The following is an 18,630-nucleotide window of genomic DNA, read 5'->3' as shown; positions in this document are numbered from 1 at the left end:
TCGCCCATCGTGACGATCTCAGGAAGGGAGGGAACGCATTGCGCGCCTTATTGACGAGCGCCCATAGGAGCGCTCCCAAACCGACGGGTCTACAGTGGCCGGTCACCGTGTTCGCAGTCAACCCTGAACCGGTTAAGTGCGCGTTCACAAGTGGCCTGACCTGGCCTATGACGAGGATGTGCGCTTAGTCACGGCGCACCGGGCGACAGCGACATGTCGCGGGCACGTTTCCGAATTGACGCGCGAGATTTGCCGGGAGATTAAAAGAGGAAACAAGAGCCGGTGGGCCGGCCCCCGGGAAACCGGCCCACCGCCGGCGAGTCAGTCGTTGCCGCTCCACCCAAGAAGCTGCTCGGCGACCGTGCGGTCACCGTCGACGCGGACGTCCACCAGAGGGATGCGACGGTAGAGAGCCAGCACCAGATCACTGGCCGTCGCGTGGATGCGGGTGACCGGCTCGCCGCTGGCCGCGGGACCCTCCTTGGCCCCGGACGGGGACAGATCGAGCGTCCAGGACGGGCCCTCGATCGCCTGCAGGGCCACCCGGGCCGGACGGTGCGGCCAGGCGCCCAGCGAACCCAGACCCACGGAGAGGAACTCACCGACCCCGTCGACCGCGACGGCCGCCGGCAGCGGCTCGGCCCCGCCGATCGTCTCCTGCGCGTCATAGGCGTGCACGGCCGCCTCCTGCACCTGGTGACGGGCGACCGCCTCGGCCGTGAGCGGCACACCGGACCCGGCCCACCACGTCCAGCAGGGCGACTCGGGCCCGGCGTCACGCAACGCGGCCAGCAGCAGGCCCGTCGAGGCGGCCGACCACCCCAGCAGGTCGCCCTGTGGCTCCTGGTCGCCGACCCGCTCCCGGGCCGGTGGACCCGAATCGTCAGCGGCGGCCACCGCCGCGGCCCAGAAGCGCTGGACACCACCCAGGTGGGCGACGAGATCGGTGAGCGACCAGCCGGGACAGCCCGGCACAGTGACACTCAGGTCCGGAGCGGCGGCGACCGCGTCACGCAGCGCCGCCGACCGCCCCTCGATCAGCGTGAGCAGGTCGGGAAACGGCGGAGTCGAAGTCATGCCCGGTTTCTACCACCGGGGTACGACAGAGGGCGGCGCGCATGATCGCGCGCCGCCCTCACGGCGTACCCCCGGGCGGTGGAAAGCCAGCGCCTGCGGGATCGGGTCAGACGTTGAAGCCCAGCGCCCGCAGCTGGTCGCGGCCGTCGTCGGTGATCTTGTCTGGGCCCCACGGCGGCAGCCAGACCCAGTTGATCCGGAAGTCGTTGACGAGCCCGCCGCCCGGACCGGTCGTCAGAGCCTGCCGGGTCTGGTCCTCGATGACATCGGTCAGCGGGCAGGCCGCCGAGGTCAGCGTCATGTCGATGGTGACCACGTTGTCGTCGTCCACGTGAGTGCCGTAGACCAGGCCGAGGTCGACGACGTTGATGCCGAGCTCGGGGTCGACGACGTCCTTCATCGCCTCCTCGACCTCCGCGGTCGAAGCCTTCTTCACCGCGGCCTTCTCCCCCGCGGCGACCACGGCCACATCGGCGCTGGGCGCCACGGCCTCACCGGCGGCGGTCCCGCCGGAGACGGTGTCGGACGCGACCTCGTCGGCGGGCGCGGCGCCCGCGACGGCGGAGTCGGAGCTCGACGGGGCGTCCGCGTCGAAAGCGGCGTCGGGCGACGCCGACACACTCACCGACGGCACCTCGACCGGCTCGCCGGCCTCAGCGGCCTCGGCACGCTCGGCGGCCAGCCAGTCCGGCACCTCTTCGCCGGCGCCGGGAGCAGCCCCCGAGGCCGGCACCGCGGCCACGGTACGAACGGTCGTCTCAGTCTGTTCAGTCATGCTGTGCCTCCCTTGGCATGCCCTTCTGGCCCTCACCTGCAACGCCGTCGTTCATCTCACCGAAGCGACGCTCGGTGCAGGCGGTCATGCCTTCACCTCCGGGCTCACGCCCACGTCGACGCCGGCACGGGCGGCCGCGTCCTTGAACGCCATCCACGGCAGCAGCGCGCACTTCACCCGGGCCGGGAACTTGGCGACCCCGGCGAAGGCGATCCCGTCGCCGAGGACCTCCTCGTCCGGCTCGATCTGGCCGCGGCTCTGCATCAGCTCCACGAAGGCGTGGTGGATCTCCGCGGCCGAGGCCACATCCTTACCCTGCACCAGCTCGTGCAACACCGACGCCGAGGCCTGGCTGATGGAACAGCCCAGACCGTCGTACGACACCTCGGACAGATCGGCGGACACCCGCACGGTGATCTCGTCACCGCACGTCGGGTTGACGTGGTGCGCCTCCCCGTCGAAGGGGTCCCGCAGGCCACGGCCGTGCGGGTTCTTGTAGTGATCCAGGATGATCTCCTGGTAGAGACCGTCGAGCATCAGCCGAACACCTTCCGGACCTGGTCGAGACCCCGCGCCAGGGCGTCGATCTCGGCCGGGGTCGTGTAGAGGTAGAACGAGGCCCGGGTCATCGCCGGCACACTGAACCGCGAGCACACCGGCCGTGCGCAGTGGTGCCCGACCCGCACTTCCACACCGAGCGCGTCCAGGACCTGTCCCACGTCATGCGGGTGTACCCCGTCGACGCCGAACGACACCGTGCCGCCCCGGCCCTCGATGGTCGCGGGCCCGAAGATCCGCACGCCGGGGACCGAGGTGAGCGCGTCCAGCGCGTACCGGGTGATCTCCTGCTCGTGCCGGTGGACGGCGTCCATGCCGAGCCCGGTCAGGTAATCGACGGCCGCGCCGAGGCCGATGGCCTCGGTGATCGGCGGGGTGCCGGCCTCGAAGCGGGCCGGCGGCGCGGCGAAGGTCGTCCCGCCCATGGTGACCGTCTCGATCATCGAGCCGCCGGCCAGGAAGGGCGGCATCTCGGCGAGCAGGTCGAAACGGCCCCAGAGCACGCCAATGCCGGTCGGGCCGAGCATCTTGTGCCCGGTGAAGGCGATCAGGTCGGCGCCGAGAGTCCGCACGTCGATGGGCAGGTGCGGCACCGACTGCGAACAGTCGAGCATCACCAGCGCACCGACCTCGCGTGCGCGGGCGGAGATCCTGGACACGTCGTTGACCGTGCCGAGCACGTTCGACATGTGCACCAGCGAGACGATCTTGGTGCGCTCGTTGATCAGCTCATCGATCGGGGACTCGTCCAGGAAACCGGAGTCGGTGATGCCGAACCAGCGCAACGTGGCACCGGTCCGCTCGCACAGCAGCTGCCACGGCACGAGGTTGGAGTGGTGCTCCATCTCGGAGATCACCACTTCGTCGCCCGGGCCGAGGCGCAGCATCTGCCCCAGCGAGTAGGCGGCCAGGTTGATCGCCTCGGTGGAGTTCTTGGTGAACACCACCTCGTCCGGGCTCGCCGCGCCGATGAATGCGGCGATGCGGGCCCGGGCGCCCTCGTAAGCCTCGGTCGACTCGGTGCCGAGCGTGTGCACGGAGCGGGACACGTTGCCGTTGTACCGCTCCTGGTGCGCACGCATGACGTCGAGCACCTGAACCGGCTTCTGCGAGGTGTTGGCGCTGTCCAGGTAGACCAGCGGGTGGCCGTTGACCTCCCGCTCGAAGATCGGGAAGTCCTTACGGACCTGCTCGACGTCGAAGCTCATTGTTGAAGAACCCCTCAGGCTCGGGTGAGGAACTTCTCGTAACCCTCGGCCTCGAGCCGCTCGGCCAGCTCCGGGCCACCCTCTTCGACGATCTTGCCGCCGACGAAGACGTGCACGAAGTCCGGCTTGATGTAGCGGAGGATGCGGGTGTAGTGGGTGATCAGCAGGAAGCCGGTCTCCCCAGTCTCGCGGACCCGGTTGACGCCCTCGCTGACGACACGCAGCGCGTCGATGTCGAGGCCGGAGTCGGTCTCGTCGAGGATCGCGATCTTCGGCTTGAGCAGCTCGAGCTGCATGATCTCGTGCCGCTTCTTCTCACCGCCGGAGAAGCCCTCGTTCACGTTGCGCTGCGCGAACGCGGGGTCCATCTGGAGCTTCTCCATGGCGCCGCGCAGCTCGCCGGCCCAGGTGCGCAGCTTCGGCGCCTCGCCGTCGATCGCGGTCTTCGCGGTGCGCAGGAAGTTCGCCACCGAGACACCCGGAACCTCGACCGGGTACTGCATGGCCAGGAAGAGGCCGGCCCGGGCGCGCTCGTCGACGCTCAGTTCGAGCACGTCGACGCCGTCGAGGGTGACCGAGCCGCCGGTGATCTCGTACTTCGGGTGGCCGGCGATCGAGTAGGCCAGGGTCGACTTACCGGAGCCGTTCGGACCCATGATGGCGTGGGTCTCGCCGGCCTTCACGGTCAGGTCGACACCGGCCAGGATCGGCTTCAGCTCGCCCTCGGGCAGCTTCACCGACACCTGCAGGTCGCGGATCTCCAGGGTGCTCACGGCTCTACTCCATTACTCGGTGATGTCGAAACGTAGATGTCGCCGTCGCGGATCTCGACGGGGAAGACCGGCACCGGCTCGATGGCGGGCGGTCCGGAAGGCTCACCGGTGCGCAGGTCGAACCGGGAACCGTGCAGCCAGCACTCCAGCGTGCACCCGTCCACCTCGCCCTCGGAGAGGGCCACGGAGGCGTGACTGCACTCGTCGCGGATGGCGTAGAACTCGTCGTCGTCGGTGTGCACGATCGCGACCTCGACACCATTGACCTCCACCTGGAGAACGGCGCCCTTGGCCACGTCGGCAACCGGCCCGACGTTCTCGAAAGACACTATGACCCTGCCTCCACCAGCCGGGCCTCGATGGCGTCGCCGAGCCGCTCGCGCAGTTCGCCGACCGGGATCTTGTTGATCAGCTCGGCGAAGAAGCCACGGACGACCAGCTTGCGGGCCTCGGCTTCGGGAATGCCGCGCGCCATCAGATAGAAGAGCTGCTCGTCGTCGAAACGGCCGGTCGCGCTCGCGTGCCCGGCCCCGGCCACCTCACCGGTCTCGATCTCCAGATTGGGTACGGAGTCGGCGCGCGCCCCATCGGTCAGGATGAGGTTCCGGTTGATCTCGTACGTGTCGGTGCCGGTCGCCGCCGCCCGGATCAGCACGTCGCCGACCCAGACGGTGTGCGCCGACGCGCCCTGGAGCGCGCCCCGGTACGCCACGTGGCTGCGGCAGTCCGGCACGCTGTGGTCGACGAGCTGGCGGTGCTCCTGGTGCTGGCCGGCATCGGCGAAGTACAGGCCCCACAGCTCGGCGTCGCCGCCGCGCCCGGTGTATTCCACGCTGGTGAACTGCCGGACCAGGTCGCCGCCGAGGGTGACCTGCACGTGCTGGACCCGGGCGTCCTTGCCGACCCGCAGCTTGACGTGCTGCGCCTGGACCGCGTCGCGGTCCCACTCGGCCAGGGTGACGAAGGTCAGCTGGGCGCTGTCGCCCACCACGACCTCGATGTTGTCGGCCAGGGTGACCGAGCCGGTCTGCGCCAGCACGATCGTGGCCTTGGCGAAGTTGCCCACCTTGACGAAGGTGCGCGCGGCGGCGGCGTCGCCACCCTTGCCGACCAGCCGGATGACCGCGGCTTCGGCGGGCTCGGCCTCGGCCGCCACCTCGATCACGGTGACGCCGGCGGCCGAGCCGTACGCGAGAGCGCTGACCCGGTCGAACGGGGTGAGAACCGGATCCACGTCGTCCGCGTCGGACACCGTCACCCCGGCGGGCAGGTCGCCGTACTCTCGCGAAGGTGCGGCCCCGGTCAGCGACGTGGCGGTGACCAGGTCACGCAGCCGCTTGAGCGGGGTGAAACGCCACTCCTCCTCCAGGCCGTTGAGGGCCGGGAAGTCGGCGACGTCGAAGGAGCGCAGCACCTGCGACTTGGTGCTCGGCGGGGCGATGGCCTCGGTTGTCATTTTCTGCTTTAACCTTCTTTGACCTTGACCAGTTGGGGCTCTTCGGCATGTGGGCGCTAGCCCACTGCCCCTTCCATCTGCAGCTCGATCAGGCGGTTCAGCTCCAGGGCGTACTCCATCGGGAGCTCCTTGGCGATCGGCTCGATGAAGCCACGCACGATCATCGCCATCGCCTCGTCCTCGGTCATGCCCCGGCTCATCAGGTAGAAGAGCTGGTCCTCGCTGACCTTGGAGACGGTCGCCTCGTGGCCCATGTTGACGTCGTCCTCGCGGATGTCGACATACGGGTACGTGTCGGACCGGGAGATCGTGTCGACCAGCAGGGCGTCGCACTTGACCGTGCTCTTGGACTGCGACGAGCCCTCCAGCACCTGCACGAGACCGCGGTACGACGTGCGGCCACCGCCCCGGGCGATCGACTTGGAGATGATCGTCGAGGAGGTGTGCGGCGCGGCGTGCACCATCTTGGCGCCGGAGTCCTGGTGCTGGCCCTCACCGGCCATGGCGATCGAGAGGACCTCGCCCTTGGCGTGCGCGCCGGTCATGTAGACCGCCGGGTACTTCATGGTCACCTTGGAGCCGATGTTGCCGTCGACCCACTCCATGGTCGCGCCCTCTTCGCAGGTGGCGCGCTTGGTGACCAGGTTGTAGACGTTGTTCGACCAGTTCTGGATGGTCGTGTAACGGACCCGGGCGTTCTTCTTCACGACGATCTCGACGACCGCGGAGTGCAGCGAGTCGGACGAGTAGATCGGCGCGGTGCAGCCCTCGACGTAGTGCACGTAGCTGCCCTCGTCGGCGATGATCAGGGTCCGCTCGAACTGACCCATGTTCTCCGTGTTGATCCGGAAGTAGGCCTGCAGCGGGATGTCCACGTGCACGCCCTTCGGCACGTAGATGAACGAGCCACCGGACCACACGCTCGTGTTGAGCGCGGCGAACTTGTTGTCGCCGACCGGGATGACGGTGCCGAAGTACTCCCGGAAGAGCTCCTCGTGCTCGCGCAGCGCGGTGTCGGTGTCGAGGAAGAGGACGCCCTGCTCCTCCAGGTCCTCACGGATCGCGTGGTAGACGACCTCGGACTCGTACTGCGCGGCGACACCGGCGACCAGGCGCTGCTTCTCCGCCTCGGGGATGCCGAGCCGGTCGTACGTCGCCTTGATGTCCTCGGGCAGGTCCTCCCAGGAAGCGGCCTGCTTCTCGGTGGAGCGCACGAAGTACTTGATGTTCTGGAAGTCGATGCCGGTGAGGTCGGCGCCCCAGTTCGGCATGGGCTTGCGGTCGAACAGGCGCAGGCCCTTGAGACGCAGATCCAGCATCCACTGCGGCTCGCTCTTCAGCGCGGAGATGTTGCGCACCACCGCCTCGGACAGGCCCCGCTGAGCGGTGGCGCCCGCGGTGTCGGTGTCGGCCCAGCCGTACTCGTACCGACCAAGAGCGGCGAGGTGCTCTTCCTGAGTGACGATCTGGTCAGTCATTTATCTGTCCTAACCGTGATTGCGGTGGTGCGCACTGCGGGGGTGGGGATGTGCGTGGTGCACACCCCGTCGCCGTGCGCGATGGTGGCGAGACGCTGCACGTGGGTGCCGATGAGCCGCGAGATGACTTCGGTCTCGGCGTCGCACAACTGAGGAAACTCGGCAGCCACGTGAGCCACCGGACAATGATGTTGGCACAGCTGCCCGCCGGACGCGATCGTGGTCGCGCTGGCAGCGTAGCCCTCGGCGGTGAGCACCTCGGCGAGCGCCTCGGCACGTGTGATCGGGTCGTCGCCAGCCGATCGCAGCGCGGCCTGGCAACGCTCCTCCAGCGCGGCGACCTGGGCCGCGGCGAAGGCCGAGACGGCCTCGGGACCGTGCTGCTGAGCGATCCAGCGCAGGGCCGCCGTGGCGATGCCGTCGTAGTGATGCGGATTGAGGTCCTCACGAGCGGCGGCCGTGAGCACGAAGGCCTTGGCCGGCCGGCCACGGCCGCGCGGCTTGTTCTGCCGCAGCTCGCGCGTCTCGACGAGGCGCTCGGCGAGCATCGCGTCGAGGTGCTTGCGGATCGCGGCGGAACTCAGGCCGAGTGCGGCGCCGAGCTCGGCCGCGGTGGTGGCCCCGTGCTTCAGCAGAAGCTGGGCGACGCGGTCACGGGTGCGCCCGTCAGCGGCGCCGGCCGGAGCCGGCGCGCCGATCTGGAGCAGCACCTCGTTTTTCACTACTCCAACGTTACGTATTTCCCGGGAGCCCTGCAAACCGGGGCCCGGTGATCCACCACACCGGTTGCCGGAGCTGCGAAAACCATGATCTTGCACGGGCGTACGATGCCCGGGGTGAAGTCCTCCATGGTGCGCCTGGCGTCCGCTTTCCTGGTCTCCCGCCCCGCCCGGTGGTTCGGCTCCTCGCTGCGTGGCCTGGCCCTGGCCTCGCTGATCGCCAACATCGGGATCATCGTCACCGGCGCCGCCGTCCGGCTCACCAAGTCCGGCCTCGGCTGCCCCACCTGGCCCCGGTGCACCGACGAGTCGTACGTGTCGACACCCGAGATGGGCATCAACGGCGCCATCGAATTCGGCAACCGCCTGCTCACCTTCGTCCTGGTGGCGATCGCGGTGGCGTGTTTCATCGGCGCCCTGGTCCGCCGGCGCCGGTCCCTGACCCGGCTCTCGGTCGCGATCGCGCTCGGCATCCCCGGGCAGGGCGTCATCGGCGGCATCACCGTGCTCACCAACCTCAACCCGTGGGTGGTCGGGCTGCACTTCATCCTCTCCATCGCCCTCATCGCCGGGGCGTTCGCACTGTGGCGCCGCGTCGGCGAGGGCGACGGCGACCCGGTCCCGCTGGTCCCGGCTCCGCTGCGGCAACTGGCCCGGGTGACCGCCGCGGCCGGCCTCGCGGTGATCGCGGCCGGCGTGGTGGTCACCGGCAGCGGCCCGCACTCCGGCGACCAGGGTGCCAAGCGCAACGGCCTGGACCCAGCCCAGATCTCCCAGGTGCACGCGGACCTGGTCTTCCTGCTGATCGGCCTGACGGTGGCGCTGTGGTTCGCGCTGCGCGCGGTGGGCGCCCCGGCGGCCGCGGTCCGCGCCGTGGCCGTGCTGTTCTGGGTCGAGATGGGGCAGGGCCTGATCGGCTTCGTGCAGTACTTCACGCATCTGCCGGTGGCGCTGGTGGCCGCGCACATGCTCGGTTCCGGCCTGGTCTGGACCTCCACCCTGGCCGTGCTCTGGTCGCTGCGCTCGCGCCCGGAGTCACCCGCCCCGGCCCCGCCGGCGCCCACGCCGGCGGCCGTCGGCGAGCCGGTCCCCGCGGCCTGAGACGCTCCCCGCGGCACCCGTGGGTCGCGAGAAGACACAGAGAAGGCCGCCTCTCGGGGCGGCCTTCGTCATGTCGGGACTCGATGTGTGTGACGTCGGGGCGCGGCGACGCCCGTTCGCGCCGGCGGATCAGAGCCGGGCGAGGATCGCGTCCGCGAGCCGGCCGGCCGCGGCGGGCGCGGACCGCAGGAACAGCGACGGCTCGGTGAGCTCCAGCTCGATCAGGGTCGGCGATCCGTCGGGGCCGGGAATCAGGTCGATCCGGGCGTAGAGCAGCCGCTTCGCGCCGCCCGGGATGACGGCCAGCACCCGCTCGGCCAGTTCCAGCTCGGCCGCCGACGGCTCGCGCGGGGTGATCCGCTCCGAGCCCAGGTCGACCGGGGCGCCGGCCGGGCCGGTGAGCATCGCGCCTTTCCGGATGCCGTGGCTGAAGGTCAGCTCGCCGGTCGCGTCCGGGATGCAGAGCACCGCGGTCTCACCGGCGGTGTCCACCGCTGACAGGTAGGGCTGGACCATCACGGTCCGCCCGGCGGTGGTGAGCCGCTCGACATGTGCCGCGGCGAGGGCCGACTCGCCGGGAAGGGTGTAGCGGGCGGTGTCCTGGCTGCCGGCGCTGATCGTCGGCTTGACCACCCACACGCCCGCCGACGACGGGGTCCAGGAGTCCCCCGGGCCGATGAACTCGGTCGGGATGATCGGAAGGCCGGCGGCGGCGATCTCGCTGAGGTATCGCTTGTCGGTGTTCCACGCGACGATGTCGGCCGGGTTGGCCAGCCGGGGAACGGACCGGGCCCACTCGACGAACCGCTCATGCCGGGCCACGTAGTCCCACGGGGAGCGCAGGACGGTCAGATCGTAGGTGGACCAGTCGGCCGCCGGGTCGTCCCAGCTGACCGCGTCGACGGTCACCCCGCGCTCACGGAGGGCGTCGCGCAGGGGGTGGTCGTCGTCCCAGAGGTCGGGGAAGCCGGCACAGGTGACCAGCGCGACGTGGGCGTCTCGGCCCATCAGCGGGCCATGCTCCGGCGTGACATCGACCGCCACAGGTCGTTGCTCGGCCGCATCTGCTCCAGGAGCTCGCGCTCCCACTCGTTCTCCACCTTGACTCCGGCGTGCTCGCACGCCTCACGCGCGAGCCCGGTGTCCTTGGCGAACTGGTCGGACCACTCGCCGTCCTCGCCGACGAGAACGATGCGGGCGCCGCGCTTACCGACGTACTCGATCACCGCCTTCGCACCGCCGTGCCCGGCGGCGAAAGTCTTGATGTCGGAAGTCAGTGTCGTAACGGAACCTTCTGCCATGCTCCGCAGCCTATGCAGTCACCAGGGCCGCAGGGGGGACCCTGATCGGTTTTTGTGACTCCAATTACCTGGAGGTTTCGAGAATCGGCTTATTGTTATGAACCGGTAACGTCTGATTTGCACCCGGGCCCATTATCCGCCCTTCGAGTGACGGACAGTGATTGACACTGGCGACAATCCGGGCATCCTGTGCGACGGTTCCGCGCCGGTCAGATCAGAGCGTCAACGGCGACGGCCATGAAGACCACCGTGAGGTAGGTGATCGACAGGTGGAACAGGCGCATCGGCCGGACCGCGGCGCCACCGCCCTCCTGCCGGGCCAGCCGGACCGCCTCGAAGAGGAAGACCCCGCCCATCACGATCGCGGTGACCCCGTAGATCGGGCCGAGACCGAGCGGCCAGGCGACGAGAGAGGCCACCACGGTGAGAACGGTGTAGAGCACGATCTCGAAGTTGACCCGCTTCATCGAGCGCACCACCGGCAGCATCGGCACACCGGCTCGCGCATAGTCGTCCTTGTACTTCACGGCGAGCGCATAGAAGTGCGGCATCTGCCAGAAGAAGACAATCGCGAAAAGCGCCCACGCCATCGGCGGGATGGTGCCGGTGACGGCGGCCCAGCCGATCACCACCGGAGCCGCGCCGCACACTCCACCCCAGAATGTGTTGGCCGGGGTCCGCCGCTTCAACCAGAGGGTGTAGACGACGTCGTAGTAGAAGATGGAGAACGCGGTCAGCGCGGTGGCCAACCAATTGGTGAGAAGCGCCATCAGCGCGACCGAGATCACAGCGAGGGTCAGGCCGAAGATCAGAACCGCCCGCGGGGTCATCTGGTTCGCCGGCAGCGGCCGCCGCTTGGTGCGCCGCATCAGCTCGTCGATGTCGCGGTCGATGTAACAGTTCAGCGCGCTCGCCGCACCGCCCGCCAGACCGCCGCCGACCAGCACGGCCGTGAATGTGACCGGGTCAGGCCACCCACCGGCGGCGAGCATCATGGTCGGCACGGTGGTGACCAGCAGCAGTTCCACGATCTGCGGCTTGGTCAGGGTGAGGTACGCCCGGAACGTCGCCACCCAGTTCCGCCGGGCCTGGGAACGCGGGGCGCGACCGGGACGCTCAGGCGCGCCGGGCGTCCGCCGCTGGACGGGACGCTCGGTGATCATGCTCACGGACAGCCACCTTCCGGCATCGCCTTTATTTCGCGGCCGTTAACCGGGTGTCGACCCGGCGGTCCGCCCGGACAGCCTACGCGTCGCCGTCTCCGCTGCTCGGGGCACCCGGTACGGGTGCAGACGGTCACACCCGTTGAACTGGCATGTCCGCTCACAGCGTATGTGCCTAGTGCGTTCGCTGCGCATGCGTTTAGGCCGACTGGATAGGGTCAAGCCGAAAAGGGTTCCATAATTTTGCCCGAGGAGCAGAACCGACGTGGCTGCCACAGATCCCGCTCTCAACTGGTCCGACCTCGACCGCAAGGCGGTGGACACCACCCGGGTGCTGGCCATGGACGCCGTGGAGAAGGCCGGTAACGGCCACCCCGGTACGGCCATGAGTCTCGCCCCGGCCGCCTATCTTCTGTTCAACCGTGTGCTGCGGCACGACCCCACGGACCCGGACTGGGCGGGACGCGACCGCTTCGTGCTGTCCTGTGGTCACTCCAGCCTCACGCTCTACATTCAGTTGTTCCTCAATGGCTACAGCCTGTCACTGGATGACCTGAAATCGCTGCGCCAGTGGGATTCGCTGACCCCCGGTCACCCGGAGTACGGCCACACCCCCGGCGTCGAGATCACCACCGGCCCGCTGGGCCAGGGCATCGGCAACGCGGTCGGCATGGCCATGTCGGCCCGCCGCGTGCGCGGCTTGCTCGACCCGGACACCGCGGCCGGCCAGTCGCCGTTCGACCACTACGTCTACTCGATCGCCTCGGACGGCGACATCGAGGAGGGCGTCAGCCACGAGTCCAGCGCCATCGCGTCGGTGCAGAAACTCGGCAACCTCGTGGTCATCTACGACGACAACGAGATCTCCATCGAGGACGACACCCGGATCGCGAAGAACGAGGACGTCGGCGCCCGCTACGAGGCGTACGGCTGGCACGTCCAGACGGTCGACTGGCGCGGCACCGACCCGTACACCGAGGACGTCGAGGAACTCTGGAACGCGATCCAGGCCGCCAAGGCGGTGACCGACAAGCCGTCGTTCATCGTGCTGAAGACGGTGATCGGCTGGCCGGCGCCGAAGAAGCAGAACACCGGCAAGATCCACGGTTCCGCCCTGGGCGCGGCCGAGATCACCGCCACCAAGGAGCTGATGGGCTTCGCCGACGAGCCGTTCGCGATCGACGACGAGGTCGTCAAGCACGCGCAGCAGGTCGTCGAGCGCGGCCGGGCGGCTCGCGCGCAGTGGCAGAAGGCGTTCGACGCCTGGGCCGCCGGCAACAGCGAGGGCAAGGCGCTCTTCGACCGCCTCGCCGGCCGGACCCTTCCGGAGGGCTGGCACAAAGCGCTGCCCGAGTTCCCCGCGGACGCCAAGGGCCTGGCCACCCGTGCCGCGTCCGGCAAGGTCCTGGAGGCGCTCGCGCCGGTGCTCCCCGAGCTGTGGGGTGGCTCCGCCGACCTGGCGGAGAGCAACAACACCACCATGAAGGGTGAGCCGTCCTTCATTCCGGCGGAGTACGCGACGAAGGACTTCCCCGGTCACGAGTACGGCCGGACGCTGCACTTCGGCATCCGCGAGCACGGCATGGGCTCGATCCTCAACGGCATCGCGGTGCACGGCGGCACCCGGCCGTACGGCGGCACCTTCCTCGTCTTCAGCGACTACATGCGCGGCGCGGTCCGCCTCTCCGCGCTGATGAAGCTGCCGGTCATCTTCGTGTGGACGCACGACTCGATCGGCCTCGGCGAGGACGGCCCGACGCACCAGCCGATCGAGACGCTGACCGCGCTGCGCGCCATCGTCGGCCTCGACGTGGTCCGCCCGGCCGACGCCAACGAGACGGCGTGGGCCTGGCGTGGCGCTCTGGAGCACACCGACCGCCCGACCGCGCTCGCGCTGTCCCGGCAGAACCTGCCGATCGTCGACCGTTCCAAGTACGCGTCGGCCGAGGGCACCCTCAAGGGCGGCTACATCCTCTCCGAGGCGTCCAACGGCGCCCCGAAGGTGATCCTGATCGCCAGCGGCTCCGAGGTGTCGATCGCGCTCACCGCACAGGAGCGCCTGGAGGCCGAGGGCACCCCCACCCGGGTCGTCTCGATGCCCTGCCAGGAGTGGTTCTTCCAGCAGGACACGGCGTACCAGCAGCAGGTGCTGCCGCACGGGGTGAAGGCCCGCGTCACCGTCGAGGCCGGCATCCGGATGAGCTGGGACCGCATCCTCGGCGACGCCGGCGAGGCGGTCAGCATCGAGCACTACGGCGCCAGCGCCCCGGCGCAGGTCCTGTTCGAGCAGTTCGGGTTCACCGCTGACAACGTCGTCGCGAAGGCCCACGCCTCCCTCGCCAAGATCGGCGAGATCACCGGTCACAAGACCGGCAACTGAACTTCTACCCTTTTTCGATATTCAGGAGCTGAGGGAAATGACCGACAGGCTGGCTGAACTGTCCGCCGCGGGTGTCGCGGTATGGCTCGACGACCTCTCCCGGGTTCGCCTGACCAGCGGATCGCTGGACAAGCTGCGCACCGAGCAGCACGTGGTCGGCGTGACCACCAACCCGAGCATCTTCCAGAAGGCGCTCTCCGACGCCGACGCCTACGACGAGCAGCTGCGTGACCTCGCTCTGCAGGGCGTGACGGTCGAGGAGGCGGTCCGCCTGATGACCGCCAAGGACGTGCGCTGGGCGACCGACGTCTTCCGTCCGGCGTACGACGCGTCGAACGGTGTCGACGGCCGGGTGTCCATCGAGGTCGACCCGCGCAAGGCGCACGAGACCGAGTCGACGGTCGCCGAGGCGAAGACGCTGTGGTGGCTGGTCGACCGTCCCAACCTCTACATCAAGATCCCGGCGACGCTGGCCGGCCTGCCCGCCATCACCCAGGTGCTGGGCGCGGGCATCAGCGTCAACGTCACGCTGATCTTCTCGGTCGAGCGCTACGGCGCCGTCATGGACGCGTTCCTGGCGGGCCTGGAACTGGCCAAGGCCAACGGCCACGACCTCTCCAAGATCGGTTCGGTCGCGTCGTTCTTCGTCTCCCGCGTGGACAGCGAGGTCGACAAGCGCCTCGACAAGATCGGTTCGGACGAGGCCAAGGCGCTCAAGGGCAAGGCGGCCATCGCCAACGCCCGGCTGGCGTACGAGGCGTACACCAAGGTCTTCGGCAGCGACCGCTGGAAGGCCCTGGCCGGCGCCGGCGCCCACCCGCAGCGTCCGCTCTGGGCGTCGACGGGGACGAAGAACCCCGAGTTCCTCGACACCATCTACGTCGAGGAGCTGATCGCGCCCGGCACGGTGAACACCATGCCGGAGCCGGTGATCTTCGCGTTCGAGGACCACGGCACCACCCGCGGCGACACCATCACCGGCAACTTCGCGGACGCCCACAAGGTCTTCACCGACCTCGCGGCGGTCGGCATCGACTTCGCCGACGTCTTCAAGGTCCTCGAGGACGAGGGCGTGGAGAAGTTCGAGGCGAGCTGGAACGAGCTTCTCGAGGGCGTCGCCAAGTCCCTCAAGGCCGCTTCCTCCGGTGCGAAGCACCCCAGCGACGCTGCCTGACGAGCACCGTCTGTGGCCTGTCGCGGGGTCTCCCGCGACAGGCCGCTCCACCTCCGAAAAACTGGCAGGATGGCAACGTGGGTAATCCGCTGCGCACCGCACAGGACCGTCGGCTTCCACGGATCCCGGAGCCCTGCGCTCTGGTGATCTTCGGGGTCACCGGTGACCTGTCCCGAAAGAAGCTCATCCCGGCCGTGTACGACCTGGCCAACCGTGGTCTGCTGCCGCCGGGCTTCGTGGTCGTCGGCTTCGCCCGCGCCGACTGGGGCGACGGCGACTTCGAGTCCCTCGCCTACGCCGCCGCCAAGAAGGGCGCCCGGACGCCCTGGCGTGAGGACGTCTGGCAACGGCTCAACAGCCAGTTCCACTTCGTTCCGGGCTCCTTCGACGACGACGGCGACTTCGACAAACTCGCCGAGACTCTCGACGACCTCCGGGTTCGCAACGGCATCGCCGGCAGCACCGCCTTCTACTTCTCCATCCCGCCGGCCGCGTTCCCGCTGGTGCTCAACCAGCTCAACCGCACCGGGATGGCCGACAGCGACAAGTCCGGCGGGTGGCGTCGGGTCGTGGTGGAGAAGCCCTTCGGGCACGACCTGCAGAGCGCCGTCCAGCTCAACCAGCTCGTCGACGACGTGTTCAACCCGGAGGACGTCTTCCGCATCGACCACTACCTCGGCAAGGAGACGGTCCAGAACATCCTTGCCCTGCGCTTCGCGAACAGCCTGTTCGAGCCGGTGTGGAACTCGAAGTACGTCGACAGTGTGCAGATCACCATGGCCGAGGACGTCGGCATCGGCACCCGGGCCGCGTTCTACGACGCCTCCGGCGCCGCGCGCGACGTGCTTCAGAACCACCTGCTGCAGCTGCTGGCCCTGGTGGGCATGGAGGAGCCGACGAGCTTCGACCCCCAGGAGGTACGCGCCGAGAAGCTCAAGGTCCTGAAGGCGATCAGCCTGCCGGCCGACATCAGCACCGGTTCCGTCCGCGGGCAATATCTGCCCGGCTGGGTGGCCGGTGAGCGTGCCGGCGGCTACCTGGAAGAGCCGAACATCCCGCCGAACTCCACCACGGAGACCTACGCGGCCGTCCGCCTCGGCATTCAGAACCGGCGCTGGGCCGGCGTCCCGTTCTACGTGCGAGTCGGCAAGCGCATGCCGCGCCGGGTCACCGAGATCGCGATCCTCTTCAAGAGGGCGCCGCACCTGCCGTTCGATCCGGCCGACGTGGAGATGCTGGGCCACAACCAGCTCGTCGTCCGGGTGCAGCCGGACGAGGGCGTGGTCCTCAAGTTCGGCTCCAAGGTGCCGGGCACCTCCATGGAGGTCCGCGACATCGCGATGGACTTCCAGTACGGCGAGGCCTTCACCGAGTCCAGCCCCGAGGCGTACGAACGTCTCGTCCTGGACGTGCTGATCGGCGACCGGACGCTCTTCCCGGACGCCGCCGAGATCGAGCAGTCGTGGCGGGTCATCGACCCGCTGGAGGCCGCCTGGGCGGGCACCAAGCCGGAACCGTACCGGGCCGGCGAGTGGGGCCCCCGGGCCTCCGACGAGATGCTGGCGCGCGAAGGCCGTACCTGGAGGCGGGCATGATCGGTCTGTGGGACACCACCGGTAGCGAGGTCGTGAAGGCCCTGGCCGCGGAACGGCGCAGTGCCGGCGGCGTGGCCTCCGGCCTGGCCCTCACCCTGATCGCGGTGGTCGAGGAGAAGAAGGTCCGGGAAGCCGAGGCGGCGGCCACCATCGCCGCGGCCGCGCACCCCTGCCGGCTGCTCATCGTGGTCCGCTCCGACCTGGAGGGCCGCAGCCGGCTGGACGCCGAGATCGTCGTGGGCGGGCGCCTCGGCCCCGCCGAGGCGGTCGTCATGCGGATGTACGGCCGCCTCGCGCTGCACGCCGAGTCGGTGGTGATGCCGCTGCTCGCCCCGGACGTCCCGGTGGTCACGTGGTGGCACCAGGAACCGCCCGACATGATCGCCAACGACTTCCTGGGCGTCGTCTCGGAGCGGCGGATCACCGACAGCGCGCAGGCGCCCGACCCGGTGGCCGCGCTGAAGCAGCGGGCCGTCGACTACGCGCCCGGCGACACCGACCTCACCTGGACCCGGATCACGCTCTGGCGTTCCCTGGTCGCCGGCGCCTTCGACAGCACCGAGGCCCGGGTCACCGGCGCCAGGATCGTCGCACCGGACCGTGACCCCACCGCGTGGCTGATGCTGGGCTGGCTCAAGTCGCGGCTCGGTATCGAACCGACCCTGGAGCACACCGACCGGGCGCCCCGCCTGCACTCGGTGGAGCTCCAGTGCGAGAACGGCGACTGCGTCCGGGTCACCCGCGAGGAGGGCACGGCCCTGTTCAGCCGTACCGGCCAGGAGGACCGTTACATGCCGCTTCCCAAGCGGCCGGTCGGGGACGAGCTGGCCGAGGAGCTGCGCCGCCTCGACGCCGACCAGATCTACGCGGACGCCCTCGGTGCCATGGCCGGGCTGTCCGGCCTGGACAACCGCAACCCGCAGCGGGTGCACGTCTGGAGGGATCCGGCGCTGGCCGCGATCGCCGGTTCCGCCTCCTGACGACGACAGAGCCAGAGAACAGGGCCGCTCGCCGCATCCGCGGCGGGCGGCCCTTCATCAAGGGAGTGAACCCAATTGAGTGAGACCGTGGTCGTGGTGGTTCCGGACGCCGACATCCTGGCGTCCACGGTGGCGGCACGGCTCGTCGTCAAGATCCTCGACGCGCAGGCGGTGCACGGCTCGGCAAGCGTGGTGCTGACCGGTGGGCGGGTAGCGGCGAAGGTGCTGCGCTCGGTGCGGGAACTACCCGCCTCCGCCGCGATCGACTGGTCCCGGCTCGACCTGTGGTGGGGCGACGAACGGTTCCTGCCCTCCGGCGACCCGGACCGCAACGAGACCCAGGCCCGCGAGGCCCTGCTGGACAAGCTGCCCCTGGACGCCGCCCGGGTGCACGCCATGCCGGCCTCCGACGGCCCGGACGGCGACGACCCGGTGGCCGGCGCGGCCCGTTACGCGGCCGAACTGGCCGCCTCGGCCGAGCCCGGCGCCGCGCTGCCCCGCTTCGACGTGCTGATGCTGGGAGTCGGCGAGGACGGCCACGTGGCCTCGCTCTTCCCGGACCATCCGGTGCTCCAGGAGACCGGCACGACGGCCGCCACCTTCGACAGCCCGAAACCGCCGCCGACCCGGGTCACCCTCACGCTGCCCACGATCCAGAGCGCCGACGAGGTGTGGCTGATCGCGGCCGGGCCGGACAAGGCCGCCCCGATCGGCGCCGTCCTCTCCGGCGGTCACCTGCCGGCGGCGAGCGCGACGGGCGTACAGAAGACGCTCTGGCTCCTGGACCAGGCTGCCGCCGCGAAGGTGCCCACCCGCCCCTGACCGCCGCCGGGACCGCGGGGTCACCCGTGAGCCCCCCCGGGGCCCCCCCGGGCCGGGCGTAGGGGGCGGG

General features: G+C 69.5%; 18 protein-coding genes. 6 read left to right on the top strand and 12 right to left on the bottom strand.

Annotated features, from left to right (window positions below):
• Positions 1-321 precede the first annotated feature (321 nt).
• The 9 genes from QLQ12_RS43115 to QLQ12_RS43075 form a co-directional block, all read right to left on the bottom strand.
• A complete protein-coding gene (locus QLQ12_RS43115) occupies positions 322-1,077 on the bottom strand; it encodes a maleylpyruvate isomerase family mycothiol-dependent enzyme (protein ID WP_282766856.1) in 756 nt (251 codons plus the stop codon).
• A gap of 106 nt (positions 1,078-1,183) precedes the next feature.
• The gene (locus QLQ12_RS43110; RefSeq protein ID WP_282766871.1) at positions 1,184-1,564 is read right to left on the bottom strand and encodes a metal-sulfur cluster assembly factor; all 381 of its coding nucleotides are present in this window, start codon (positions 1,562-1,564) and stop codon (positions 1,184-1,186) included.
• Positions 1,565-1,936: 372 nt separating this feature from the next.
• Positions 1,937-2,392, bottom strand: coding sequence for a Fe-S cluster assembly sulfur transfer protein SufU (gene sufU, locus QLQ12_RS43105; protein ID WP_282766870.1), 456 nt, complete (start codon positions 2,390-2,392; stop codon positions 1,937-1,939).
• Positions 2,389-3,618, bottom strand: coding sequence for a cysteine desulfurase (locus tag QLQ12_RS43100; RefSeq protein ID WP_282766855.1), 1,230 nt, complete (start codon positions 3,616-3,618; stop codon positions 2,389-2,391). The genes sufU and QLQ12_RS43100 overlap by 4 nt, the downstream gene beginning before the upstream one ends.
• 14 nt (positions 3,619-3,632) lie before the next feature.
• Positions 3,633-4,391, bottom strand: coding sequence for a Fe-S cluster assembly ATPase SufC (sufC, locus tag QLQ12_RS43095; protein WP_282766854.1), 759 nt, complete (start codon positions 4,389-4,391; stop codon positions 3,633-3,635).
• Complete coding sequence (locus QLQ12_RS43090) at positions 4,388-4,720, bottom strand: non-heme iron oxygenase ferredoxin subunit (protein ID WP_282766853.1); 333 nt, start codon at positions 4,718-4,720, stop codon at positions 4,388-4,390. The genes sufC and QLQ12_RS43090 overlap by 4 nt, the downstream gene beginning before the upstream one ends.
• Complete coding sequence (sufD, locus tag QLQ12_RS43085) at positions 4,720-5,847, bottom strand: Fe-S cluster assembly protein SufD (protein ID WP_282766852.1); 1,128 nt, start codon at positions 5,845-5,847, stop codon at positions 4,720-4,722. Before sufD ends, QLQ12_RS43090 begins: the two co-directional genes overlap by 1 nt.
• A gap of 56 nt (positions 5,848-5,903) precedes the next feature.
• Positions 5,904-7,325, bottom strand: a complete 1,422-nt coding sequence (gene sufB / locus QLQ12_RS43080; protein WP_282766851.1) for a Fe-S cluster assembly protein SufB — start codon at positions 7,323-7,325, stop codon at positions 5,904-5,906.
• Positions 7,322-8,047: a helix-turn-helix transcriptional regulator gene (locus QLQ12_RS43075; RefSeq protein WP_282766850.1), complete on the bottom strand. Its 726-nt coding sequence runs from the start codon at positions 8,045-8,047 to the stop codon at positions 7,322-7,324. The genes sufB and QLQ12_RS43075 overlap by 4 nt, the downstream gene beginning before the upstream one ends.
• Positions 8,048-8,173: 126 nt before the next feature.
• Between QLQ12_RS43075 and QLQ12_RS43070 the strand changes: the two genes are divergently transcribed.
• Positions 8,174-9,145, top strand: a complete 972-nt coding sequence (locus QLQ12_RS43070; RefSeq protein WP_282766869.1) for a COX15/CtaA family protein — start codon at positions 8,174-8,176, stop codon at positions 9,143-9,145.
• Positions 9,146-9,274: 129 nt separating this feature from the next.
• Here the strand turns inward: QLQ12_RS43070 and QLQ12_RS43065 are convergent, their stop codons facing one another.
• The 3 genes from QLQ12_RS43065 to QLQ12_RS43055 form a co-directional block, all read right to left on the bottom strand.
• On the bottom strand, positions 9,275-10,153 hold the full coding sequence (locus tag QLQ12_RS43065; protein WP_282766849.1) for an ATP-grasp domain-containing protein: 879 nt from the start codon (positions 10,151-10,153) through the stop codon (positions 9,275-9,277).
• A complete protein-coding gene (locus QLQ12_RS43060) occupies positions 10,153-10,446 on the bottom strand; it encodes a hypothetical protein (RefSeq protein WP_282766848.1) in 294 nt (97 codons plus the stop codon). The genes QLQ12_RS43065 and QLQ12_RS43060 overlap by 1 nt, the downstream gene beginning before the upstream one ends.
• Before the next feature lie 209 nt (positions 10,447-10,655).
• On the bottom strand, positions 10,656-11,609 hold the full coding sequence (locus tag QLQ12_RS43055) for a heme o synthase (protein ID WP_282766868.1): 954 nt from the start codon (positions 11,607-11,609) through the stop codon (positions 10,656-10,658).
• A 265-nt stretch (positions 11,610-11,874) separates the two neighbouring features.
• On the opposite strand from QLQ12_RS43055, the gene tkt reads away from it, so the two are divergent.
• The 5 genes from tkt (at position 11,875) to pgl (ending at position 18,560) form a co-directional block, all read left to right on the top strand.
• Positions 11,875-13,989 (top strand): transketolase, encoded by a 2,115-nt coding sequence (tkt, locus tag QLQ12_RS43050; RefSeq protein WP_282766847.1) that lies wholly within the window; start codon positions 11,875-11,877, stop codon positions 13,987-13,989.
• Positions 13,990-14,026: 37 nt separating this feature from the next.
• Positions 14,027-15,163, top strand: a complete 1,137-nt coding sequence (tal, locus tag QLQ12_RS43045; RefSeq protein WP_282766846.1) for a transaldolase — start codon at positions 14,027-14,029, stop codon at positions 15,161-15,163.
• A gap of 77 nt (positions 15,164-15,240) precedes the next feature.
• Entirely contained in the window at positions 15,241-16,758 is a 1,518-nt protein-coding gene (gene zwf, locus QLQ12_RS43040) for a glucose-6-phosphate dehydrogenase (RefSeq protein ID WP_282766845.1), read from the top strand.
• On the top strand, positions 16,755-17,738 hold the full coding sequence (locus tag QLQ12_RS43035) for a glucose-6-phosphate dehydrogenase assembly protein OpcA (protein ID WP_282766844.1): 984 nt from the start codon (positions 16,755-16,757) through the stop codon (positions 17,736-17,738). The genes zwf and QLQ12_RS43035 overlap by 4 nt, the downstream gene beginning before the upstream one ends.
• Before the next feature lie 75 nt (positions 17,739-17,813).
• Positions 17,814-18,560 (top strand): 6-phosphogluconolactonase, encoded by a 747-nt coding sequence (gene pgl, locus QLQ12_RS43030; RefSeq protein WP_282766843.1) that lies wholly within the window; start codon positions 17,814-17,816, stop codon positions 18,558-18,560.
• Positions 18,561-18,630: the final 70 nt, after the last annotated feature.

This window comes from Actinoplanes sandaracinus (assembly GCF_030009775.1).
In the GTDB taxonomy this organism is placed as follows: Bacteria; Actinomycetota; Actinomycetes; order Mycobacteriales; family Micromonosporaceae; genus Actinoplanes; species Actinoplanes sandaracinus.
The sequence above is the reverse complement of the archived record's forward strand: the minus strand, read 5'-3'. Positions and strand labels throughout refer to the sequence as shown.

What these genes read in the sequence shown, in the direction of transcription:
- QLQ12_RS43035 (WP_282766844.1), top strand. Translation starts at nt 16,755, where the DNA reads ATGATCGGTCTGTGGGACACCACCGGTAGCGAGGTCGTGAAGGCCCTG.
- tal (WP_282766846.1), top strand. Translation starts at nt 14,027, where the DNA reads ATGACCGACAGGCTGGCTGAACTGTCCGCCGCGGGTGTCGCGGTATGG.
- QLQ12_RS43060 (WP_282766848.1), bottom strand. Translation starts at nt 10,446, where the DNA reads ATGGCAGAAGGTTCCGTTACGACACTGACTTCCGACATCAAGACTTTC.
- QLQ12_RS43115 (WP_282766856.1), bottom strand. Translation starts at nt 1,077, where the DNA reads ATGACTTCGACTCCGCCGTTTCCCGACCTGCTCACGCTGATCGAGGGG.
- QLQ12_RS43055 (WP_282766868.1), bottom strand. Translation starts at nt 11,609, where the DNA reads ATGATCACCGAGCGTCCCGTCCAGCGGCGGACGCCCGGCGCGCCTGAG.
- sufB (WP_282766851.1), bottom strand. Translation starts at nt 7,325, where the DNA reads ATGACTGACCAGATCGTCACTCAGGAAGAGCACCTCGCCGCTCTTGGT.
- sufD (WP_282766852.1), bottom strand. Translation starts at nt 5,847, where the DNA reads ATGACAACCGAGGCCATCGCCCCGCCGAGCACCAAGTCGCAGGTGCTG.
- QLQ12_RS43070 (WP_282766869.1), top strand. Translation starts at nt 8,174, where the DNA reads ATGGTGCGCCTGGCGTCCGCTTTCCTGGTCTCCCGCCCCGCCCGGTGG.
- QLQ12_RS43065 (WP_282766849.1), bottom strand. Translation starts at nt 10,153, where the DNA reads ATGGGCCGAGACGCCCACGTCGCGCTGGTCACCTGTGCCGGCTTCCCC.
- QLQ12_RS43100 (WP_282766855.1), bottom strand. Translation starts at nt 3,618, where the DNA reads ATGAGCTTCGACGTCGAGCAGGTCCGTAAGGACTTCCCGATCTTCGAG.